Source organism: Chelativorans sp. J32 (genome assembly GCF_000518985.1).
Lineage (GTDB): Bacteria > Pseudomonadota > Alphaproteobacteria > Rhizobiales > Rhizobiaceae > Chelativorans.
This window is the reverse complement of record NZ_JAEQ01000011.1, coordinates 89,974-107,899: the sequence shown is the minus strand read 5'-3', so window position 1 is coordinate 107,899 and position 17,926 is coordinate 89,974. Positions and strand designations below refer to the sequence as shown.

Below are 17,926 nucleotides of genomic sequence, written 5' to 3'. Positions count from 1 at the left end.
CTAGTGCTCGATTTCTGCGCCCAGCCCAGTCATCAGGTCCATGAATTCCGGAAAGCTCGTCGCGATCATGGACTGATCGTCGATAGCAACCGGCTCGTCCGTCGCAAGGCCGAAGACCAGAAACGCCATCGCGATCCGGTGGTCGAGATAAGTGGCCACTGTGCCGCCGCCAAATCCCTTTCCGTCCGGTCTTCCGCGCACTGCAAGCGTGTCTTTTCCCTCTGTGCAGTCGACGCCGTTTGCCTTGAGCCCTTCGGCCACCGCGGTCAGCCGGTCCGACTCCTTCACGCGTAGCTCCTCGATGCCGAGCATCAGCGTCTCGCCCTCGGCGAAGCTCGCCGCCACGGCCAGAACCGGATATTCGTCAATCATGAAAGGTGCACGCTCTGCAGGCACCGTCACGCCCGTGAGGTTCGAAGAGCGAACGCGGAGATCCGCCACTTCCTCGCCACCTGCAGAGCGCCGATTAAGAAGCTCGATATCGGCCCCCATTTCCTGCAGCGTCAAGATCAGGCCGCTGCGTGTCGGGTTCATCAGCACGTTCTCGATCGCAATCTCGGAGCCCGGCACGATGAGAGCGGCGACCAGCGGGAATGCCGCGGAGGACGGGTCGCCGGGAACGGCGATCTCCTGCCCTGCTAGCCTGCCCTGCCCCTGGATCCGGATATGACGCGCGCCTTCGGCATCCACCTCGATCTCGATTTCGGCGCCAAAGCCCGCCAGCATCTTCTCCGTGTGGTCGCGCGTCATCACCGGCTCGATCACGGTGGTGACGCCCGGCGCATTGAGGCCCGCCAGCAGAACGGCCGATTTCACCTGCGCCGAGGCCATGGGAACGCGATAGGTGATCGGGGCGGCATGTTTCGGACCTCGCAGCGTGATCGGCATGCGGTCGCCGGACGCCGCTTCCAGCACCTGCGTTCCCATCTGGCGGAGCGGATCGAGCACGCGGGCCATCGGGCGTTTCGATAGGGAAGCGTCGCCGATGAAGCGGGTCGTCATATCATACGTGCCGACAAGCCCCATTGTGAGCCGCGAGCCGGTGCCGGCATTGCCGAAGTCGAAGGGCGCCTCTGGTTCCAGCAGGCATCCGTTGCCGACCCCCTGGATGATCCATGTCCCGTCGCGCCGCTCGATGAGCGCACCCATCGCCTTCATGGCCTCGGCCGTGCGCAAGACGTCCTCGCCTTCCAGAAGGCCGGTGATGCGTGTTTCCCCGGAGGCAAGCCCGCCGAACATCAGTGAGCGGTGCGAGATGGATTTGTCTCCCGGAACGCGCACTTGGCCAGAAAGGGCTCGCGATCGGCGGCTCAGCGCTGGATGGCGCGGTAAATGATGTGTCATGGCTTTCTCCAGGCGGCATGCTTGCCGAGGCTCTAGCATGTTGAAAATGACCGGTCATCCCCCAAGAACAGGGCTTGCGCATCGCCTTCGACTCGGGCCTTCATTAGGCTTTGACAGGCGCGCGATCTGTAGCTATGGGACCCAAAACACGGCAAGTGGCGGCAGGCGCCGCTCCGCCGGATTGCCGGTTCATCGGGCCGGCCAGGAAAGACAAGAGGCAAAACGGTGGCTAAACCCGAACTCGGCACGAAACGCATATGCCCGGAGACGGGCCGAAAATTCTATGATCTGAATAGGGATCCGATCGTATCGCCCTATACCGGCATCTCCTATCCGCGCAGCTATTTCGAATCCGGTGCGGAGGTGATGGAGGAAGAGGACGATCTGGAGGACAAGGAACTCGACGTCGAAGAGGGCGCGGAGATCGTCTCGCTGGAAGATGCAGACGAAGAGGCAAAGGGCGATGACGCCGACCTGCCGGATCTGGACGAAGACGTCGACCTCGGCGATGACGACGATACTTTCCTCGAGGAGGAAGAGGAAGATGATGACGACGTTACCGGCATCATCGGCGTCGGCGACGAGGACGAGGAACATTAAGCGGAAAAAATGATCAAGCCCGCGTCATATGCGGGCTTGATTCCGGCGGCGGTCGGGTTTAGAAGCCGCCAGCAACTTCGGTGATCCTAAACCGAAGAGACCTCTTCCGCCGGAGACGGCGGTGGCCTGAACGGGCCAAGTGTGGGGCCATAGCTCAGTTGGGAGAGCGCTTGAATGGCATTCAAGAGGTCAGGGGTTCGACTCCCCTTGGCTCCACCAATTTCTCACCGCAATTCTGATCGCTAACCGGCAGGCTCAGTCATGTGCCGGGCCAGCAAGCGCTGAGTGTCTGCCCGTCCCCCCCGAGAAACGTTATTTTCCCTGGAAGGAAGGACGGCGCTTCTGGAGGAAGGCACTGAGTCCTTCCTGGAAATCCTCGCTGTCATAAACCTTCCGGCGCAGATCCTCGATGTGTTCGAAGATTTGCGCGGCGATCGGCTCATAATCGCTGAGAACCGTCAGTTGCTCCTTGACGACCGCTATAGCCAAAGGTGCCTTGGTGCAGATTTCCTGAGCCATGGCGAACGTGAAATTGTCTATGTCGGTTGAGGAGACAAGATGATTCACGATTCCCCACCGGGCCGAGTCCTGCGCCTTTATGGGAGCGGCCGTGAAGAACATTTCCTTGATCAGATTGAGCGGCAGCCGTCCTATGAAATGAAGTAGACCGGCGGTGTTGTAGGGCAGGCCCAGATTGGCCGGGGTGATCGCAAAGCTCGCCGTCTCGTCGGCGATCACGATGTCGCAGGACATCACGAGATCGAAGGCTCCGCCCCACACGGACCCTTGCACCATGGCGATGACGGGTGCCGGAAAGTTCCGGATGGCCCGGAGCGCGACCTCAAGCGGATCTCCATAAGCGAGCGGGTCGGATTTATCGTGCGCCAGCTCAGTGACATCGTGCCCGGCGGACCAAACCTTGACGTCCTGCTCAGCCCGCAAGATCACGGCCCTCACCTTTCCTGAAAATCCCTGCAGACCATCGACCAAGCCCCTGAGCAGCTCCCGGCTGAGAGCGTTGCGCTTGGCATAATTGTCCAGGGTGAGGATACCCACTTCGCCCCGAAGCTCCGAATGGACGAGTTCCTGGGACACAGTAGCGCTACTCATCGGATTCTCCTGCGATCTCAGCGAGAATGGAGCTCCTGTCGGCATCGAGGCCCGGCGCGGGCCGGAACGTTGTCGGCTCTGCCATGCCCACGATTTTGATCGGGTTTCCGGCGACTTTGATCTGCCCTGCGACTGGGTCATTCACGGACACCACCATATGGCGCGCCGCCACCTGCGGATCCGCCATCACATGCGGTATGTCGTTGATCCTTGAGCAAGGCACACCCTTGGCATCCAAGGCGTCGATCCAGTCGGACACCGTCCTGCTCGCAAGCGCCTTCTCGATCTCGGTCTGAAGCGCATCGACATTATCGTGGCGCAGATCGTTGGTCTTGAAGCGCGGGTCCGTTGCTAGATCCGGACGCCCCAACACCTCCGTCAACAAGCCGAAAAGATGGTCGTTGCCAGCGGCGATAATGAAGTGACCGTCCTTCGCCTTATAGGCTTGAAAGGGAGCAACGGTGGGATGTCGGGTCCCAAGGCGTCCCGGGATAACACCTGTCTTGGCGTAGCTGGTGATTGCGTCCTCCAGGATCGCGACCTGGCAATCAAGCATGGCTATATCGATCTTGCAGCCCTTGCCCGTGATCGTACGCCGATAGAGCGCCGCGTTAATGCCGATGGCAAGATAGAGACCTGCTGCCATATCGCCGATCGAAACACCCACCCGTGCCGGCGGGGAATCCGGATATCCCGTCAAGCTCATGATGCCGCCCATTCCCTGGACGACGATGTCGTAGGCGGCTCTCTGCGAGAATGGCCCGCTATCGCCAAAGCCCGATGCCGCGCCATAGACGAGGCGGGGATAGCGCGCGTGAAGCACATCCCATCCGAGGCCGAGCTTTTCCATGGTTCCCGGACGGTAGTTTTCAACCAAGACATCCGCCTTTGCCGCGAGCTTGTGAAAGATGGCAAGGTCACCGGCGTTCTTCAGGTTGAGCGCTATGCTCTCCTTGTTGCAGTTGATGGCGGAATAATAGAGTGACTTGCCGTTGCTGAACGGCCCGAATGCACGAGAATCATCGCCGGTGCCCGGGATTTCCACTTTGATGACCCGGGCGCCAAGATTGGCAAGGATCATCGTCGCAAACGGTCCCGCCAGGACACGCGAAAGGTCGAGAATTGTTATGCCTTTAAGAAGGCCATCGGTAACTTGCGGCGCCATACTCATTAAAATACGTCCTAAAATAAACAATAATACAGCAGGCGCTGACCTGATTATACATCAGCCTTGCCGCCGATTACGATGCCTCTCGGGTATTAAAACCAAACTTCCCCAGTCGATAAATTGATAGAGGACTTCGCATACAATCTTTGTTTTGAGACCGGCCAACAAAATTGGCAACAATATTGAATTTATGGAGACACCCAAAAAAAGGCAGCGATGGTCAGAAATGAAAGGACAGTGCTGAAAAATAATATTGATGCCATCTGCTGCTCAGCCACGCCATATCGAACGGCTAGCGCAAGGCCCACCACAACAACCGGTAGCGCGAGGGTAACGACAATCTCACGCACGGGATTTGCCTCAAAGCTCAGAAGAAGCATCGCCACCAGACTCGCTGCCGGAACGATTATGTTACGCCCTGCAACCAGCAGTGCAGCCTCGGTACCGACTGTGATGCGGATGGAATAAAGGTAAATCCCGCACCCAAACAGTGCCACTCCGCCCGTCGTGTTGCCAAGCAGCAGGAAGGATTGCCGAAGCGGTAAGGGAAGCTGCAAGCCAGTGAGTACGAACACAACGGCCAACAGGGGCGCCCAAACCAGCGGTTGGCGGAGCGCGTGGATGATCTCGCCACTCAGTTCCGAACCGTTTTCCGAAGCGGGTGACGTTTTCGCCCTGCCGGCAGCGAGCAAGATCATGGTCGTGGGGAGAAGTATCAAACTGAACACCATACCTACGACCGCAATCAGAATGGTGTGCTCATTTCCGAAAAGGTGACCCAGCACCGGTACGCCAACGAAGGTGGAAGGAGTTGACACCATCAGCGACTGTAGGGACGCAGTCATGATGTCCCGTTTGAATATGATCCGAGAGAGAAAGAGGACGATGCCGTAGGCTGCCACCATGGCCACGGCAATCGTTAACGCCAGGCTCCATTGCGCGGCAATCTGTTGACGGGGCATTGCCAGCAGTCCGCTGAAAAGGGTGATCGGAAGAGCATACGACATCACCATCTGGATGAGCACAGCCGCTCGCTTGATGTCGAAGTCGTGATGCCAGCCAGCAAAATACCCCAACAACAATGTGACAATAACTGGCAGAATCGCCGCGATAAGATCCGAGGCCATTTAAAATCTCTCAAATAAAGCGGAAATAGCAGCGTTTCGACGCCGCTCTATAGATCTTGGCATCCGCCGTTGGTCAGCCCCTAAATGCATCAGCCTTTTCCAACGCAGCCAAAAATCGTTTGCGAAATCGATTACCGCAATCGAAAGTTCTCCGCGAATAACCGCTTCATTACCTGCACGCGGCGACGATTATTCAGATGCCGCAGGAGCTGCGCGACGAAATCATCGGTTTTCAAAAAATGTTGACCTTCAAAGAATTAATCCGCTAGCGTGGCATATGCCTTATCGTCGCAAAGCAAAAGAAGCAGGCATCTTCAACCCGGCGGAGGTCGAGCTCCTCGGGCGCGTCTTCGATAAGACTGGCGTGCCGGGGGAAAGCGAGCACGAGCGCGAGACACGCGCCTCCCGCATACTCGGCTATTACCTCGCCGGGATTACCGACGAAGAGGAACTGACCACGCTCGCGAAACAGGCGTTGGGCCGCTAGCGCCAGACAGTCAGAACGAAGCCCTAATTTGCCGAGCAGCCACGACAATCAGGATGTCATGGCTGGCCATCGTCCAAATGACGTCAGCTGAAAGGGCGTCGGGAAAGAAGCTCCCCGACGCCACGCGTATCAATCGTAGAGAACGGCGGCGATCTCCGGGTCGTCTATATTGTTCTTGTCGTAATAGTAGAAGCCCGTATCGATCTCCTTCTGGACCGGCTCGCCCTTAGCGGCTGCTACGGCAGCCTTTACCGTCTCGTAGCCGATTCCCACCGGGTTCTGGGTGATGGCGCCGGCCATAAGCCCGTCTTTGATCGCCTGCTTCTGCTGAGCGCCTGAATCGTAGCCGATGACCACCACGTCCGTCCGGTTCATTTCACGCACGCCGTTGACGACGCCGATCGCGGAGCCTTCATTTGCGCCGAAGATTCCCTTCAGGTCCGGATTGGCCTGCAGGATCGACTTGGTGATCTCCGTCGATTTCAGGTGATCTCCGCCGCCATACTGCACGGTGACGATCTCGATATCGGGGTATTTCTCCTCAACCTGCTTCTGGAAGCCTTCGACACGATCGATGCCGGTTCGGCTGGTCTGGTCGTGGGCGACGATCGCCACCTTGCCACTGCCACCGATCAGTTCCGCCATCTTGTCGGCGGCGAGTGCTGCCGCGGCAAGATTGTCCGTGGCCGCAGTGGCCGTCGGGATATCGCTGTCGACGCCCGAGTCGAAGGCGATGATCGGGATGCCCGCCTCGTCCGCCTGCTTCAAGAGCGGAATAGCCGCCTGGCTGTCGAGGGCCGCAAAGCCGATCGCCGCCGGCTTCTTGGCAAGTGCGGCCGAGAGCATGTCGATCTGCCGGTCGACCATGGTTTCATTATCCGGGCCCTCGAAGGTGACCTCCACACCGAGTTCGGCGGCGGCCTTGTCGGCCCCGGCCTTCACGGCCTGCCAGAACTGGTGCTGGAACCCCTTCGAGATGAGGGCGATATACATCTTGTCCTGCGAGCTGGCGGAAAATCCGCTCGCCAGCAGGGCCGCGGCGCTGATGGCGCCTAGGAACAATCGTCTCGTGAACATGTCTCCTCCACTTGGTTCTTCTTCGGATTGGAAGCCTCGGGGCCTGGAGCCCTTCTCGTTGATTCAAACGGTTCTTCGTCTCCGCATCATGTCGATATAGACGGCCAGGATGATGATCGCGCCGGTGACCACCGTCTGCCATTCCTGGGTGACGGAAAGGATGCGCAGTCCATTTGTGAGCACCGACATGATGAGCGCGCCGATCAGCGTGCCAAGGATCGTGCCGCGGCCGCCGGCAAGCGACGTCCCGCCGATCACGACCGCGGCGATCGCCTCCAGCTCGTAGCCGAGACCGAGCGCCGGCTGGGCGGAATTGAGCCGAGAAGCGATCAACAGGCCCGCAATGCCGCATATGCCGCCCGCAAGCGCGTAGACGGCCATCTTCCACGCGTCGACATTGACGCCGGAAAGGCGCACCGCCTCCTCATTCGACCCGAGCGCGAAGGTGTAGCGGCCGAGCACCGTGCGGCCGAGGATATAGCTCGCGCCGATTGCCACCAGGAAAAGGATGAGCACGCCGTTCGGGACGGGCAGCGCCGGAATGACGGCGCCTATGACCGAACCGCTGGCGATCTCGGTGAAACCCGGCGTGTCGTTGAAGTAAATGGGCCGCGTGCCCGAAATCACCAGCGACAACCCTTTCAGCATCAGCATCATGCCGAGCGTGGCAATGAAGGGCGGGATCTTCATCTTGGCGATGAAGGTGCCGGAGGTGAGCCCGCAGAGGGCGCCCGCCGCGACCGCCGCGAGGATGCCGAGCGGCATGGGCATGCCCCAATAGGTGAGCACGACGCCGGCGATGACTGCGCAGAAGGTCATCAGCGTGCCGACGGACAGATCGATGCCGCCGGTGATGATGACAAGCGTCGCCGCAACCGCCAGCACGCCATTCACCGAAGTCGCCTGCAGGATGGCAATGATGTTCGACATCTGCATGAAATTCGGAGAGGCGAGCGAAAACCCCACCAGGAGGATGATGAGGCTCGCGAAGGCAAGCAGTCGCTGATGCGCGCCGGAAGCGAAGAGGCGGGCGGCAAGACGCGGGCGCGGTGCTGCTTCGACAGTGCTCATGGGGCGGCTTCCGTCGGTATCATGGCGCTCTCGCGCAGGGTTGCCAAATGCATGATCTCCTCCTGGCTCGTTCCCGGCCCGCCGGGCAGGATGCCGGTCAGCCGCCCCTCGCACATCACGGCGATGCGATGGCTGAGGCGAAGTATCTCCGGCAGCTCGGACGATATGACGATGATGGCGCGCCCCTGGGCAGCGAGGCTTGCCAGAAGCTTGTAGATTTCGCTCTTGGCGCCGACATCGATGCCGCGGGTCGGTTCATCGAAAATCAGCACGTCGCAATCGCGCAGCAGCCATTTGGCGATGACCACCTTCTGCTGGTTGCCGCCCGAGAGGAACCGCACCTCCTGGCGGTCGGAAGGGGTGCGGATCGAAAGCTGCGCGATGTAGCGCTCGGCCACTTTCCGCATATCGCCTTCGTCGATGGCACCGACGCCCCGCGTGAAACGCTTCATGCTGGCCATGGCAATATTGGCGCGCACATCCATGCCGAGACAAAGGCCAAAGCGCTTCCTGTCCTCCGACAGATAACCGATGCCCGCGCGCACTGCGTCCGTAGGCGTTCGGATATCGCAAAGCTTTCCGTTGACGCGGATCTCGCCGGCATCGCGCGGGTCGGCTCCGAAGATGGCCCGCGCCACCTCGGTTCGGCCCGCGCCCATGAGCCCGGCAAAGCCCAGAATCTCACCCTTCCTGACCTTGAAGCTCACATTGCGGATCTCCCGCCCGCGGCTCAGGCCACGCACGTCCAGGGCGATTTCTGCACCGCTCAGATCGGGGATCTCCACCGTCGTGTCCGTGAGTGCGCGGCCCACCATCATGGCAATGATGCGGCTCGTCGGCGTGTCGGCAGCCGAGACGGTCCCTACATATTGACCGTCGCGCATCACCGTCACGCGGTCGGCGATCTCCTTCAGCTCGTCCATCTTGTGCGAGATATAGACAATGCCGACGCCATCCGCCTTCAGCCGGCGGATGATGACGAAGAGTTCCTCGATCTCGGCCTTGTTCAGCGCCGCGGTCGGCTCGTCCATGATGAGTACGCGCGCATTGAACGACAGCGCCTTGGCGATTTCCACCATCTGCTGCTTGGCGATGGTGAGGTTTCCCACCAGCGCGCGCGGATCGAGCGAGAGGTTCATGGAAGCAAAGATCTCGGCCGCTTGCCGGGTCAACTGCGCCTCGTCGATTCTGCCGAAGCGCAGGCGCGGCTCGCGGCCGATGAAGATATTCTGTGCGGTGATCAGATCATTCATCAGGCTCAGTTCCTGGTGAATGATGCTGATGCCCAGATCCTGCGCGGCGCGTGGGCTCACGATCTCCTTCGGCTCGCCATCGATCAGGATCGTGCCGTCGTCCTTGTGGTAGATACCGGCGAGGATCTTCATCAGCGTGGATTTGCCCGCGCCGTTCTCGCCCATGAGGGCGTGCACCTCGCCCGGCAGAAGTTCGAAATGCACCTGCTTCAGCGCGTGGACGCCCGGAAAATGCTTTTCGATACCGCTCATCGTGACGACGGGCACGCGCGGGGTGTCGGATACCGACGCACCCAGTGCGGAAGAATGCGCGCTCATGCTGCCTCCCTTGGGTGCGGGCATGGGCGCGGAAACGGCTGCACGGCGGATGAAGCCATCCGCCTCCCGTCCGAATGCATCTGCCGGTCTCCTCCCGACCGAGGCGGAGACCCCGGTCAACCTGCTTGCAGGCATATGATCCACTTGCGCGGGCGATATGCAACAGGAATTTATTCAGAGCGCCATCAGATATATCACTGCCTCGGCAGTGAGGACTGCGACTTCACGGCTTCGGGATTCCGGTGATATCCCGGACCGATGGTCAATGGCTTTGCCGGCACGATCTTGTCGCTGATCTGGCTTCGATAGCTTCTCTCGGTCTGCCAGATTACCTGCTTGCGCTCCCGGTCATAGACCTTGATCGCCACGTGATACGGCTTGCCGGCCTCCACACCGCGAATCGAGGGAGAGCGCAGGGCGTAGCGGTCCGTCATGGTGCTCACGCGCTCCGACACAACATGCGGAGGGCCGCCCCGCGGATCCTCGAAGCTCGCCTCGATAATCGACCCGCTCGCCAGCGGCCGCTTCACCTGAGCGGTGAAGCCGTAATAAACATCAGTGTTGCGGTAATTGAACATGAAGCCGCCACCCAGGATTTCGAGATAGGGCTGCTCCGACAGGTCCTCGCGGGTGAACCACCCGGCCACGAAAAGCACCGCGCAGAGCGCTAGGGCGGTGACGAGGACTTGCTTCTCCGACCATTTCCAGCGCATCTCCTCCTCCCTCAATGGCGATGCCGCTCGGCATAGCGGCGCGCCTTTGCCGCTCCGCCGCAATGCTCCATGCTGCACCAGCGCCGCGATACGTTCTTGGTCTCGTCGTAGAAGAGCCAGCCGCAGCCTTCGGGACCGGGGCATTCCTTAACCCGCTTGAGGTCCTCGTGGGTGAGCAGATGCTCTGCCGAAACCGCAACGGCGCAAGCGGGCGAACGGAAATCCAGCCGGCTCTCGTCCCATGCCCAAGAGAAAAGGCGGCCAGTCCCGGAAAGGACTTGCTGATTGCGCGCCTCGCGCAGCCAATCACTGAGGCGGCGCATATCGGCCTCGGGTGCGGGAGTCTCGTCGATGACGCTGCGGAAAATCCGGTAAAGCGCCTCGCGAAAGGCGATTATCGCGCCGTGCGCCTCCGCCGCCTGCGAGGGAAAAGCCCGTGCGCGCTCTTCCAGCCGGTCGATTGCGCCAGGGCCGAATAGTCCGGTCTGCCGACCCCAGCCAATCACCTCGTCAAAGCCGGGCAGATAGTTCCTGGTGGCGGGTCTCGACCGGCTGTTCACCGTGTTGACGAAATCGAGGCAGAGCCGGCCTCCCAGAAAGAAGGGCACGGGGCCGGCTTCCAGCCGTGGCGAACTCATGGATCTTCATCTCCGCCGGATCGTCAACCAGCTAAATCCTTTTTGCCGGTTAGGTCAAGGCGAGGATTGTGTCGAGGCGACCAAAAACAACGGGGCGCTGTGCGCGCCCCGCGTTTCCATTGCACCATTCGGCTCAGAAACTGACCTTTACGTTTTCGCCCATGGCTGGCCGCGTGTTGGAAACGGCGGCGGCGGCCATCTTCACATAGCTGATGACCGTTCCCGGGCTATCCCAATATTGTGCATCCTGCGGGACAACCTTCAGGACGCGGATATTGGGGTCGTCGGGGCTGTCCCACCAGGCCTTCGCCGGCGTCGACCAGAGCTCACGCACCTTGGCACGATCGTTCAGGACCTCGGCAACTCCACTCAGGGAAAGGTAGGTCTGGCTGCTCGTATCCGCGAAGGCGAGCACCACATGCGGATCCTTGTCGAGTTCTTCCTTCTTGTGGCTATCCGCATCGGTCAGGAAATAGATGATATGGGTCTCGCGGTCGAAATAGGCGGCCATCGGCCGGGAGCGAAGCACCTCGCCGTCACGGCTCGCAAGCATGCAGATGCCGATCTTCCGGATCAGCTCCCATACGCGTTCTTCCTTGTCCATTTCTGCCATAGGGCATTCTCCATCGGCTCGGGCTTTTTCCAACAACCACCGCCGAGCAGGCTTGTTCCTTAAGAGGGCAGTGCGCTTCTGTCCCGCACAGCCGTCCTGGTTGGCAGCCCAAAAGCTGCGTGCTACCTGTTGACCAAACGATAAAACGTCAGGGAAGACGGCAGGCTGATGGGGAACGCTGCGATCGAGCTGATTGGCATCGACAAGAGCTTCGGCTTGGTCCGCGCCAACAGGGATATCAGCCTAAAAATCCCCGCCGGAACCATTCACGGCATTATCGGCGAGAACGGCGCCGGGAAATCGACCCTGATGTCAATCCTCTACGGCTTTTACCAGGCCGACCGCGGCGAAATCCTCATCCATGGCGAGAAGGCCAAGATCGAGACGCCGAGCGACGCCATCGCGCGAGGCATCGGCATGGTGCACCAGCATTTCATGCTCGTGCACAACTTCACGGTCCTCGAAAACATTATCCTGGGCGCCGAGGGCGAGCCCTTGCTCAACACCTCCATCGCCAAGGCGAGGGCTGAACTGCAGCGCCTTGAGCGGGAATACGGGCTGGAGGTCGATCCGGATGCCATAGTGGAAGACCTCCCAGTGGGCCTGCAGCAACGCGTGGAGATCCTGAAGGCCCTTTATCGCGGCGCGGAGATCCTCATCCTCGACGAGCCCACCGGGGTGTTGACGCCTGCCGAGGCTGATCATCTCTTCCGCATCCTTCGCCAGCTCAAGGAGGAGGGCAAAACCGTTGTCCTCATCACGCACAAGCTGCGCGAGATCATGGCCGTCACCGACAATGTCTCCGTCATGCGGCAGGGGGCACTGGTCGCCACCAGCAAGACGAGCGAAACCACCGTCGAGGAACTCGCCGAACTCATGGTCGGCCGCCGCGTCCTGTTGCGTGTCGAGAAGGGGCCGGCCGCCCCTGGCGACGTGCTGCTTTCGGTGAAGAACCTCACCGTCAAGGATTCGCGCGGCGTGACGATGGTCGACGATGTCTCCTTCGATCTGCGTACGGGCGAGATCGTGGGCATCGCCGGCGTGGCGGGTAACGGCCAGTCGGAACTCCTCGAAACCATTACCGGCATCCGCAAGGCGGTCTCCGGCACCGTGACACTCGATGGAATTCCCATAGACCTGACGGGTGCGGCAGACCCGTCGGAGCTCCGTGCCCGCGGCCTCGCCCATGTGCCGGAGGACCGGCATCACATGGGCCTCGTCCTGCCCTTCGACGAAAGCGAGAACTCCATCCTCGGCTATCACCGGCAGGAGAAATACGCCAAGGGACCGATCCTCGACGTTGACGCGATCCGCAATGATGCCGAGGAGAAGATCCGCAAATACGACATCCGCCCGCCCAACCCGCAGCTCAAGACTGCCAATTTCTCCGGCGGCAACCAGCAAAAGATCGTGCTTGCGCGCGAGATGGAGCAGGACCCGAAAGTCCTCATCGTCGGCCAGCCGACGCGCGGCGTCGATGTCGGTGGGATAGAGTTCATCCACAAGCGGCTGATCGAGATGCGAGATCGCGGCAAAGCCGTGCTTCTTGTCTCCGTCGAGCTTGACGAGATCCGCTCCCTGTCCGACCGCATTCTGGTGATGTTCGCAGGTCGTATTGTCGGCGAGCGTGCCGGAGATGCCACCGAAGGCGAGCTCGGCCTGCTCATGGCCGGCGTGGACGAAAGGGAGACGGCGGCGTGAGCACGCCTTATGCAAAGCTGCCGGCCTGGGCTGATTACGGGCTGATCCCCCTTATCAACCTGTTCGTCGCCTTCATCGTCGCGGGCCTCGTCGTCCTGCTGATCGGCGAAAATCCTTTCCGGGCGGCTGCCATCCTGGTCGAAGGTGCGTTGGGGCGCGGGCAGGCCATCGCCTATACGCTCTATTACGCGACGAGTTTCATCTTCACCGGGCTCGCGGTCGCAGTCGCCTTCCATTGCGGTCTCTTCAACATCGGCGGGGAGGGGCAGGCTTATGTCGGGGGGCTCGGCGTAGCGCTTGTCTGCCTCGCCTTCGACAGTATTCTGCCGTGGTGGCTCACCTTCCCGATCGCTATCGTCGGCGCGGCGGTCTTTGGCGCCGCTTGGGCGTTCATTCCGGCCTATCTGCAAGCCAGGCGAGGCTCGCACATCGTCATCACCACCATCATGTTCAACTTCATTGCGGCGAGCCTGATGGTCTATCTTCTGGTGAACGTGCTCAAGCCTGCGGCCAGCCAGGCGCCGCAGACGCGCACCTTCCTGGAAGGCGGGCAGCTTCCCAAGCTCAATTTCCTGTTCGATGCCATCGGGCTTACCGTGCGCTCCTCGCCTTTCAACGTGTCGTTCCTGCTGGCGCTGCTCGCAGCCTTTCTCGTTTGGGTGCTGATCTGGCGTACGCGGCTCGGCTACGAGATCCGCACGCGCGGCCATAGCCCAAAGGCCGCCCGCTATGCCGGCGTGAGCGAGACGCGCATTATCATCATCACGATGCTGGTCTCCGGGGCCCTTGCCGGTATGATGGCACTCAACCCCGTAATGGGCGACCAGAACCGGCTGCAGATCGATTTCGTCACCGGTGCAGGCTTCGTCGGCATTGCCGTGGCGTTGATGGGCCGCTCGCATCCGGCGGGTATCGTCCCAGCGGCCATCCTCTTCGGCATCCTCTATCAGGGCGGTGCGGAGCTCGCCTTCGAAATGCCGGGCATATCCCGCGACATGATCGTCATCATCCAGGGCCTCGTCATCCTCTTCGCCGGCGCGCTGGAAAACATGTTCCGGCCCAGCCTCCAGGCGCTCTTCGCAAACATCCGACCAAGTTCGGTCGGAGTCGAAGCAAAGCAGGGGGAGCGTGCCTGATGGATTTCTTCAACACGCTGGTCTTTCTGCTCGATTCTACCATCCGCGTCTCGGTGCCGCTGCTTCTGGCCGCGCTCGCCGGGCTCTATTCGGAACGTTCCGGCGTCTTCGACATCGGGCTCGAGGGAAAGATGCTTGCCGGTGCATTCGCTGCCGGCGCCGCGGCCGCCGTCTCCGGCTCCGCCTGGGCGGGGCTCGCGGCCGCAGTCCTTATCGCCGTCTTCCTTTCGCTCGTGCACGGCTTCGCCTCGATCACTCATCGCGGCAACCAGATCGTCTCGGGCGTGGCGATCAACTTCATCGCCGCCGGCTCCACGATCATTCTCGGCCAGGCTTGGTTCAGCCAGGGCGGACGCACCCCATTGCTTGGCGGGGATGCGCGGTTCGGCGCCATCCAGTTGCCTTTCGCGGAAACGCTGAGCGATGTGCCGATCATCGGCGACCTTTATTCGGACCTGCTCTCCGGCCACTCCCTTATCGCCTATGTCGCCTTCCTCCTTGTGCCCTTTACCTGGTGGGTCCTGTTCCGCACCCGCTTCGGCCTGCGCCTGCGCGCGGTGGGCGAGAACCCCGCCGCGGTGGATACCGCCGGCATCTCCGTCGCCTGGCTGCGTTATCGCGCGGTGATCTGCACCGGCATCCTCACCGGACTTGCCGGCACCTATCTGGCACTTTCCCAGAACGCCGGATTCGTTAAGGACATGACCGCCGGTCGCGGATATATCGCGCTCGCGGCGCTCATCTTTGCAAAATGGCGGCCAGTACCGGTGATGTTCGCCTGCCTGCTCTTCGGCTTCCTCGACGCCTTCTCCATCCGGATTCAGGGCACTCCGCTGCCGCTCGTCGGCCAACTCCCGGTGCAGTTCATGCAGGCGCTGCCCTACATTCTCACCGTCATCCTGCTTGCGGGCTTCATCGGCAGGGCCGAACCGCCACGGGCCGGCGGCATCCCCTATGTGAAGGAACGCTGATGACTACGAATGACATCTTCACCGCCGCGAAGGGGGCGATGGAAAGGGCTTATGCCCCCTATTCGCGCTTTCCCGTGGGCGCCGCCATCCGCACCGAGACCGGCGCGATCCATGCCGGCTGCAACATCGAGAACGCCTCATACCCGGAGGGCTGGTGTGCGGAGACCACGGCGCTCGGCCATATGATCATGGCGGGTGGCGGCCGCGTCTCCGAGATCGCGGTCGTGGCGGAAAAAATGCCGAAGATCATGCCGTGCGGCGGCTGTCGCCAGCGGCTTTCCGAATTCGTGACATCGAACGCGAAACTGCATCTCTGCGACATGAACGGCGTGGTCGAGACCGTACCATTCTCGACGGTTTTCCCGCATGCCTTCGACCTGGAGCCCGGCACATGAAGGAAACGATCGACATCCTCATCGAGCGGCTCGGCGGCCTGGCTCCGCGGATTGCTATCGTGCTGGGATCGGGTCTCGGCCGGCTGGCGAACGAGGTAAGCAAGCCCGTGCGCATTCCCTATGAAGACTTGCCCGGTTTTCCGCGAAGCGGCGTCACCGGCCATGCGGGCGAGCTGGTTGCAGGCTATTTCGGCAGCGTTCCGGTGATCATGCTCGCCGGCCGCGCGCATTATTACGAGCACGGGAATGCCGCCGCTATGCGCCCTGCGCTTGAAGTGCTGGCCGGCATCGGCATCGCGGCGATCGTCCTCACCAATGCTGCCGGTTCGTTGAAGGCAGAAATGCCGGCAGGCTCGGTCATGCTGGTGCAGGACCACATCAATTTCTCCGGCATGAACCCGCTCATCGGCGAACAGGCAGAGGCGCGGTTTGTCGGCATGAACGAGGCCTATGACCGGGAGCTGCGCGAGGCGCTGGAACGCGCTGCGATCAAAGCCGGCGAGACGCTGCACAAGGGTGTCTATATGTGGTTTTCCGGTCCCAGCTTCGAAACGCCGGCCGAGATCCGCATGGCGCGCATCCTGGGTGCCGATGCCGTGGGCATGTCCACCGTGCCGGAGGTAATCCTCGCCCGCTTCCTCGGCCTGCGCGTGGCCGCCTGCTCCGTTATCACCAATCTCGCTGCCGGTATGGCAGCGGGCGAACTCTCTCATGAGGAGACCAAGGACATGGCTCCCGTGGGCGGCGAAAAGCTTGCCAGGGTCCTTCGGCAGTTTCTCACGGAGGAAATGCCGGATGTTTGACAGCCGGCATTCTGGCCCGCTTATGCCCGTCTGCACTGCACCGCGCCGCCTCAAGCAGGAAGCGAACTGACGATGCTCCCGCAGGAAATCATTCGCAGGAAGCGCGATCGCAAGTCGCTCTCCCCGGCCGAAATCGCCGAATTTGCCGCCGGTCTTGCTTCCGGCCAGTGGAGCGAAGGGCAGGTAGCCGCGCTCGCAATGGCGATCCTGTTGAACGGCATGGAGCGGGAGGAGACCGTCGCTCTGACACTCTCCATGCGCGATTCCGGCGATGTGCTCGATTGGTCATCCCTGCCGGGCCCGGTCACCGACAAGCATTCCACCGGCGGCGTGGGTGACAATGTCTCGCTGATGCTGGCGCCCATCGTGGCCGCCTGCGGCGCCTATGTGCCGATGATCTCGGGCCGCGGGCTCGGCCACACGGGCGGCACGCTCGACAAGATGGATTCCATTCCCGGATATCGCAGCCAGCCGACCCAGGAAGAGTTCGAACGGGCCGTGCGGGCGTCAGGCTGCGCCATCATCGGCCAGACGGGAGACCTTGCGCCAGCGGACCGGCGGTTCTACGCCATCCGCGACGTGACCGGAACCGTAGAATCCATCCCGCTCATCACCGCATCCATCCTTTCCAAAAAACTCGCTGCCGGCCTGCAATCGCTGGTACTCGATGTGAAGTCCGGCAACGGCGCTTTCATGGCCGAACAGCGCGATGCCGTCGACCTTGCGGCGAGCCTGGTTCAGGTGGCTCAGGGCGCGGGGCTTTCGGCCAGCGCCCTCATCACCGATATGAACGAGCCGCTCGCCACCGCCGCCGGCAACGCGGTGGAGGTGCGGAACGCAGTCGATTTCCTCACCGGGAAGGCGCGCGACAAGCGCCTCGAACAGGTCACGCTGGCGCTCGCGGCGGAGATGTTGGTCGCGGCCTCTATAGCGGCCGATGAGCAGGATGCTCTTGCACGCGCCGGCGACGCGCTCGACAGCGGGGCCGCAGCGGACCGGTTCGGCATAATGGTTGCGACACTGGGCGGCCCGACCGATTTCGTGGAGAGGATGGACGATTATCTGTCCCCTGCCCCGGAGCAGGTTCAAGTCAAAGCCGAGCGGGAGGGGTTCATTGCCGGCGTCGATACGCGCGCGTTGGGTGTTGCGGTGGTCGAACTCGGAGGCGGCCGGCGCAAGCCGGAGGATTCGATCGACCACAGCGTCGGCTTGACGGAAACCTTGCCCATTGGAACCCCGGTACGGGTCGGCGATCCGCTCGCGATTGTTCATGCCCGCAGTTCAGCGGAAGCGGAACGGGCCGCGCAGGCTGTCCGCCATGCCTACAGGATTTCCGACGAGATGCCTCAGACGAAATCGCCTGTTCTCGACAAGATTACGGGATGATCATGCCGGCGGTTG

Annotated in this window: 19 protein-coding genes and 1 tRNA gene; 10 read left to right on the top strand and 10 right to left on the bottom strand. The window is 61.5% G+C overall.

Annotated elements, in window-relative coordinates:
• On the bottom strand, positions 1–1,344 hold the full coding sequence (aroA, locus tag CHEJ32_RS0115145) for a 3-phosphoshikimate 1-carboxyvinyltransferase (protein ID WP_028034550.1): 1,344 nt from the start codon (positions 1,342–1,344) through the stop codon (positions 1–3).
• A 225-nt stretch (positions 1,345–1,569) separates the two neighbouring features.
• Between aroA and CHEJ32_RS0115140 the strand changes: the two genes are divergently transcribed.
• Together CHEJ32_RS0115140 and CHEJ32_RS0115135 are read left to right on the top strand one after the other, a co-directional pair.
• Entirely contained in the window at positions 1,570–1,944 is a 375-nt protein-coding gene (locus CHEJ32_RS0115140) for a TIGR02300 family protein (protein ID WP_028034549.1), read from the top strand.
• Positions 1,945–2,087: 143 nt separating this feature from the next.
• Positions 2,088–2,163, top strand: a tRNA-Ala gene (locus CHEJ32_RS0115135).
• Positions 2,164–2,256: 93 nt separating this feature from the next.
• Here the strand turns inward: CHEJ32_RS0115135 and scpB are convergent.
• The 3 genes from scpB to CHEJ32_RS0115120 form a co-directional block, all read right to left on the bottom strand.
• On the bottom strand, positions 2,257–3,054 hold the full coding sequence (gene scpB / locus CHEJ32_RS0115130) for a methylmalonyl-CoA decarboxylase (protein ID WP_034658577.1): 798 nt from the start codon (positions 3,052–3,054) through the stop codon (positions 2,257–2,259).
• Positions 3,047–4,225: a CaiB/BaiF CoA-transferase family protein gene (locus CHEJ32_RS0115125; RefSeq protein ID WP_028034547.1), complete on the bottom strand. Its 1,179-nt coding sequence runs from the start codon at positions 4,223–4,225 to the stop codon at positions 3,047–3,049. The genes scpB and CHEJ32_RS0115125 overlap by 8 nt, the downstream gene beginning before the upstream one ends.
• 185 nt (positions 4,226–4,410) lie before the next feature.
• On the bottom strand, positions 4,411–5,349 hold the full coding sequence (locus CHEJ32_RS0115120; protein WP_028034546.1) for an AEC family transporter: 939 nt from the start codon (positions 5,347–5,349) through the stop codon (positions 4,411–4,413).
• Between the two features lie 277 nt (positions 5,350–5,626).
• Here CHEJ32_RS0115120 and CHEJ32_RS0115115 point away from each other — a divergent pair, with 277 nt between their 5' ends.
• A complete protein-coding gene (locus CHEJ32_RS0115115) occupies positions 5,627–5,836 on the top strand; it encodes a hypothetical protein (RefSeq protein WP_028034545.1) in 210 nt (69 codons plus the stop codon).
• A 129-nt stretch (positions 5,837–5,965) separates the two neighbouring features.
• Here CHEJ32_RS0115115 and CHEJ32_RS0115105 read toward each other — a convergent pair whose 3' ends face one another.
• The 3 genes from CHEJ32_RS0115105 to CHEJ32_RS0115095 all read right to left on the bottom strand — a co-directional run bounded on the left by CHEJ32_RS0115105 (position 5,966) and on the right by CHEJ32_RS0115095 (position 9,555).
• The gene (locus CHEJ32_RS0115105) at positions 5,966–6,913 is read right to left on the bottom strand and encodes an ABC transporter substrate-binding protein (RefSeq protein WP_028034544.1); all 948 of its coding nucleotides are present in this window, start codon (positions 6,911–6,913) and stop codon (positions 5,966–5,968) included.
• 63 nt (positions 6,914–6,976) lie between these two features.
• Complete coding sequence (locus CHEJ32_RS0115100) at positions 6,977–7,984, bottom strand: ABC transporter permease (RefSeq protein ID WP_028034543.1); 1,008 nt, start codon at positions 7,982–7,984, stop codon at positions 6,977–6,979.
• Positions 7,981–9,555, bottom strand: a complete 1,575-nt coding sequence (locus CHEJ32_RS0115095; protein ID WP_210164590.1) for a sugar ABC transporter ATP-binding protein — start codon at positions 9,553–9,555, stop codon at positions 7,981–7,983. Before CHEJ32_RS0115095 ends, CHEJ32_RS0115100 begins: the two co-directional genes overlap by 4 nt.
• Here CHEJ32_RS0115095 and CHEJ32_RS27185 point away from each other — a divergent pair.
• On the top strand, positions 9,554–9,694 hold the full coding sequence (locus CHEJ32_RS27185; RefSeq protein ID WP_156936708.1) for a hypothetical protein: 141 nt from the start codon (positions 9,554–9,556) through the stop codon (positions 9,692–9,694). The two genes, CHEJ32_RS0115095 and CHEJ32_RS27185, sit on opposite strands and share 2 nt — an antisense overlap.
• A gap of 55 nt (positions 9,695–9,749) precedes the next feature.
• On the opposite strand, the gene CHEJ32_RS0115085 is transcribed toward CHEJ32_RS27185, so the two are convergent.
• The 3 genes from CHEJ32_RS0115085 to CHEJ32_RS0115075 all read right to left on the bottom strand — a co-directional run bounded on the left by CHEJ32_RS0115085 (position 9,750) and on the right by CHEJ32_RS0115075 (position 11,519).
• Positions 9,750–10,268 carry a hypothetical protein gene (locus CHEJ32_RS0115085; protein ID WP_028034541.1) on the bottom strand — a complete coding sequence of 173 codons (519 nt, stop codon included), beginning with the start codon at positions 10,266–10,268 and terminating at the stop codon, positions 9,750–9,752.
• A gap of 11 nt (positions 10,269–10,279) precedes the next feature.
• Positions 10,280–10,906 (bottom strand): ABATE domain-containing protein, encoded by a 627-nt coding sequence (locus CHEJ32_RS0115080; RefSeq protein WP_028034540.1) that lies wholly within the window; start codon positions 10,904–10,906, stop codon positions 10,280–10,282.
• Positions 10,907–11,039: 133 nt separating this feature from the next.
• The gene (locus CHEJ32_RS0115075) at positions 11,040–11,519 is read right to left on the bottom strand and encodes a pyridoxamine 5'-phosphate oxidase family protein (protein ID WP_028034539.1); all 480 of its coding nucleotides are present in this window, start codon (positions 11,517–11,519) and stop codon (positions 11,040–11,042) included.
• Positions 11,520–11,687: 168 nt separating this feature from the next.
• On the opposite strand from CHEJ32_RS0115075, the gene CHEJ32_RS0115070 reads away from it, so the two are divergent.
• The 6 genes from CHEJ32_RS0115070 to deoA all read left to right on the top strand — a co-directional run bounded on the left by CHEJ32_RS0115070 (position 11,688) and on the right by deoA (position 17,911).
• The gene (locus tag CHEJ32_RS0115070; protein ID WP_028034538.1) at positions 11,688–13,220 is read left to right on the top strand and encodes an ABC transporter ATP-binding protein; all 1,533 of its coding nucleotides are present in this window, start codon (positions 11,688–11,690) and stop codon (positions 13,218–13,220) included.
• A complete protein-coding gene (locus CHEJ32_RS0115065) occupies positions 13,217–14,356 on the top strand; it encodes an ABC transporter permease (protein ID WP_028034537.1) in 1,140 nt (379 codons plus the stop codon). The genes CHEJ32_RS0115070 and CHEJ32_RS0115065 overlap by 4 nt, the downstream gene beginning before the upstream one ends.
• Entirely contained in the window at positions 14,356–15,327 is a 972-nt protein-coding gene (locus CHEJ32_RS0115060; RefSeq protein WP_028034536.1) for an ABC transporter permease, read from the top strand. The genes CHEJ32_RS0115065 and CHEJ32_RS0115060 overlap by 1 nt, the downstream gene beginning before the upstream one ends.
• A complete protein-coding gene (locus CHEJ32_RS0115055; RefSeq protein ID WP_028034535.1) occupies positions 15,327–15,722 on the top strand; it encodes a cytidine deaminase in 396 nt (131 codons plus the stop codon). Before CHEJ32_RS0115060 ends, CHEJ32_RS0115055 begins: the two co-directional genes overlap by 1 nt.
• Positions 15,719–16,525 carry a purine-nucleoside phosphorylase gene (locus tag CHEJ32_RS0115050; RefSeq protein ID WP_028034534.1) on the top strand — a complete coding sequence of 269 codons (807 nt, stop codon included), beginning with the start codon at positions 15,719–15,721 and terminating at the stop codon, positions 16,523–16,525. Before CHEJ32_RS0115055 ends, CHEJ32_RS0115050 begins: the two co-directional genes overlap by 4 nt.
• A gap of 72 nt (positions 16,526–16,597) precedes the next feature.
• The gene (deoA, locus tag CHEJ32_RS0115045; protein ID WP_028034533.1) at positions 16,598–17,911 is read left to right on the top strand and encodes a thymidine phosphorylase; all 1,314 of its coding nucleotides are present in this window, start codon (positions 16,598–16,600) and stop codon (positions 17,909–17,911) included.
• The last annotated feature ends 15 nt before the right edge of the window (positions 17,912–17,926 follow it).

Coding starts and splice junctions, on each gene's coding strand:
- aroA (WP_028034550.1), bottom strand. CDS start 1,344: ATGACACATCATTTACCGCGCCATCCAGCGCTGAGCCGCCGATCGCGA.
- scpB (WP_034658577.1), bottom strand. CDS start 3,054: ATGAGTAGCGCTACTGTGTCCCAGGAACTCGTCCATTCGGAGCTTCGG.
- CHEJ32_RS0115125 (WP_028034547.1), bottom strand. CDS start 4,225: ATGAGTATGGCGCCGCAAGTTACCGATGGCCTTCTTAAAGGCATAACA.
- CHEJ32_RS0115120 (WP_028034546.1), bottom strand. CDS start 5,349: ATGGCCTCGGATCTTATCGCGGCGATTCTGCCAGTTATTGTCACATTG.
- CHEJ32_RS0115115 (WP_028034545.1), top strand. CDS start 5,627: ATGCCTTATCGTCGCAAAGCAAAAGAAGCAGGCATCTTCAACCCGGCG.
- CHEJ32_RS0115105 (WP_028034544.1), bottom strand. CDS start 6,913: ATGTTCACGAGACGATTGTTCCTAGGCGCCATCAGCGCCGCGGCCCTG.
- CHEJ32_RS0115100 (WP_028034543.1), bottom strand. CDS start 7,984: ATGAGCACTGTCGAAGCAGCACCGCGCCCGCGTCTTGCCGCCCGCCTC.
- CHEJ32_RS27185 (WP_156936708.1), top strand. CDS start 9,554: ATGCTGCCTCCCTTGGGTGCGGGCATGGGCGCGGAAACGGCTGCACGG.
- CHEJ32_RS0115095 (WP_210164590.1), bottom strand. CDS start 9,555: ATGAGCGCGCATTCTTCCGCACTGGGTGCGTCGGTATCCGACACCCCG.
- CHEJ32_RS0115085 (WP_028034541.1), bottom strand. CDS start 10,268: ATGCGCTGGAAATGGTCGGAGAAGCAAGTCCTCGTCACCGCCCTAGCG.
- CHEJ32_RS0115080 (WP_028034540.1), bottom strand. CDS start 10,906: ATGAGTTCGCCACGGCTGGAAGCCGGCCCCGTGCCCTTCTTTCTGGGA.
- CHEJ32_RS0115075 (WP_028034539.1), bottom strand. CDS start 11,519: ATGGCAGAAATGGACAAGGAAGAACGCGTATGGGAGCTGATCCGGAAG.
- CHEJ32_RS0115070 (WP_028034538.1), top strand. CDS start 11,688: ATGGGGAACGCTGCGATCGAGCTGATTGGCATCGACAAGAGCTTCGGC.
- CHEJ32_RS0115060 (WP_028034536.1), top strand. CDS start 14,356: ATGGATTTCTTCAACACGCTGGTCTTTCTGCTCGATTCTACCATCCGC.
- CHEJ32_RS0115055 (WP_028034535.1), top strand. CDS start 15,327: ATGACTACGAATGACATCTTCACCGCCGCGAAGGGGGCGATGGAAAGG.
- CHEJ32_RS0115050 (WP_028034534.1), top strand. CDS start 15,719: ATGAAGGAAACGATCGACATCCTCATCGAGCGGCTCGGCGGCCTGGCT.
- deoA (WP_028034533.1), top strand. CDS start 16,598: ATGCTCCCGCAGGAAATCATTCGCAGGAAGCGCGATCGCAAGTCGCTC.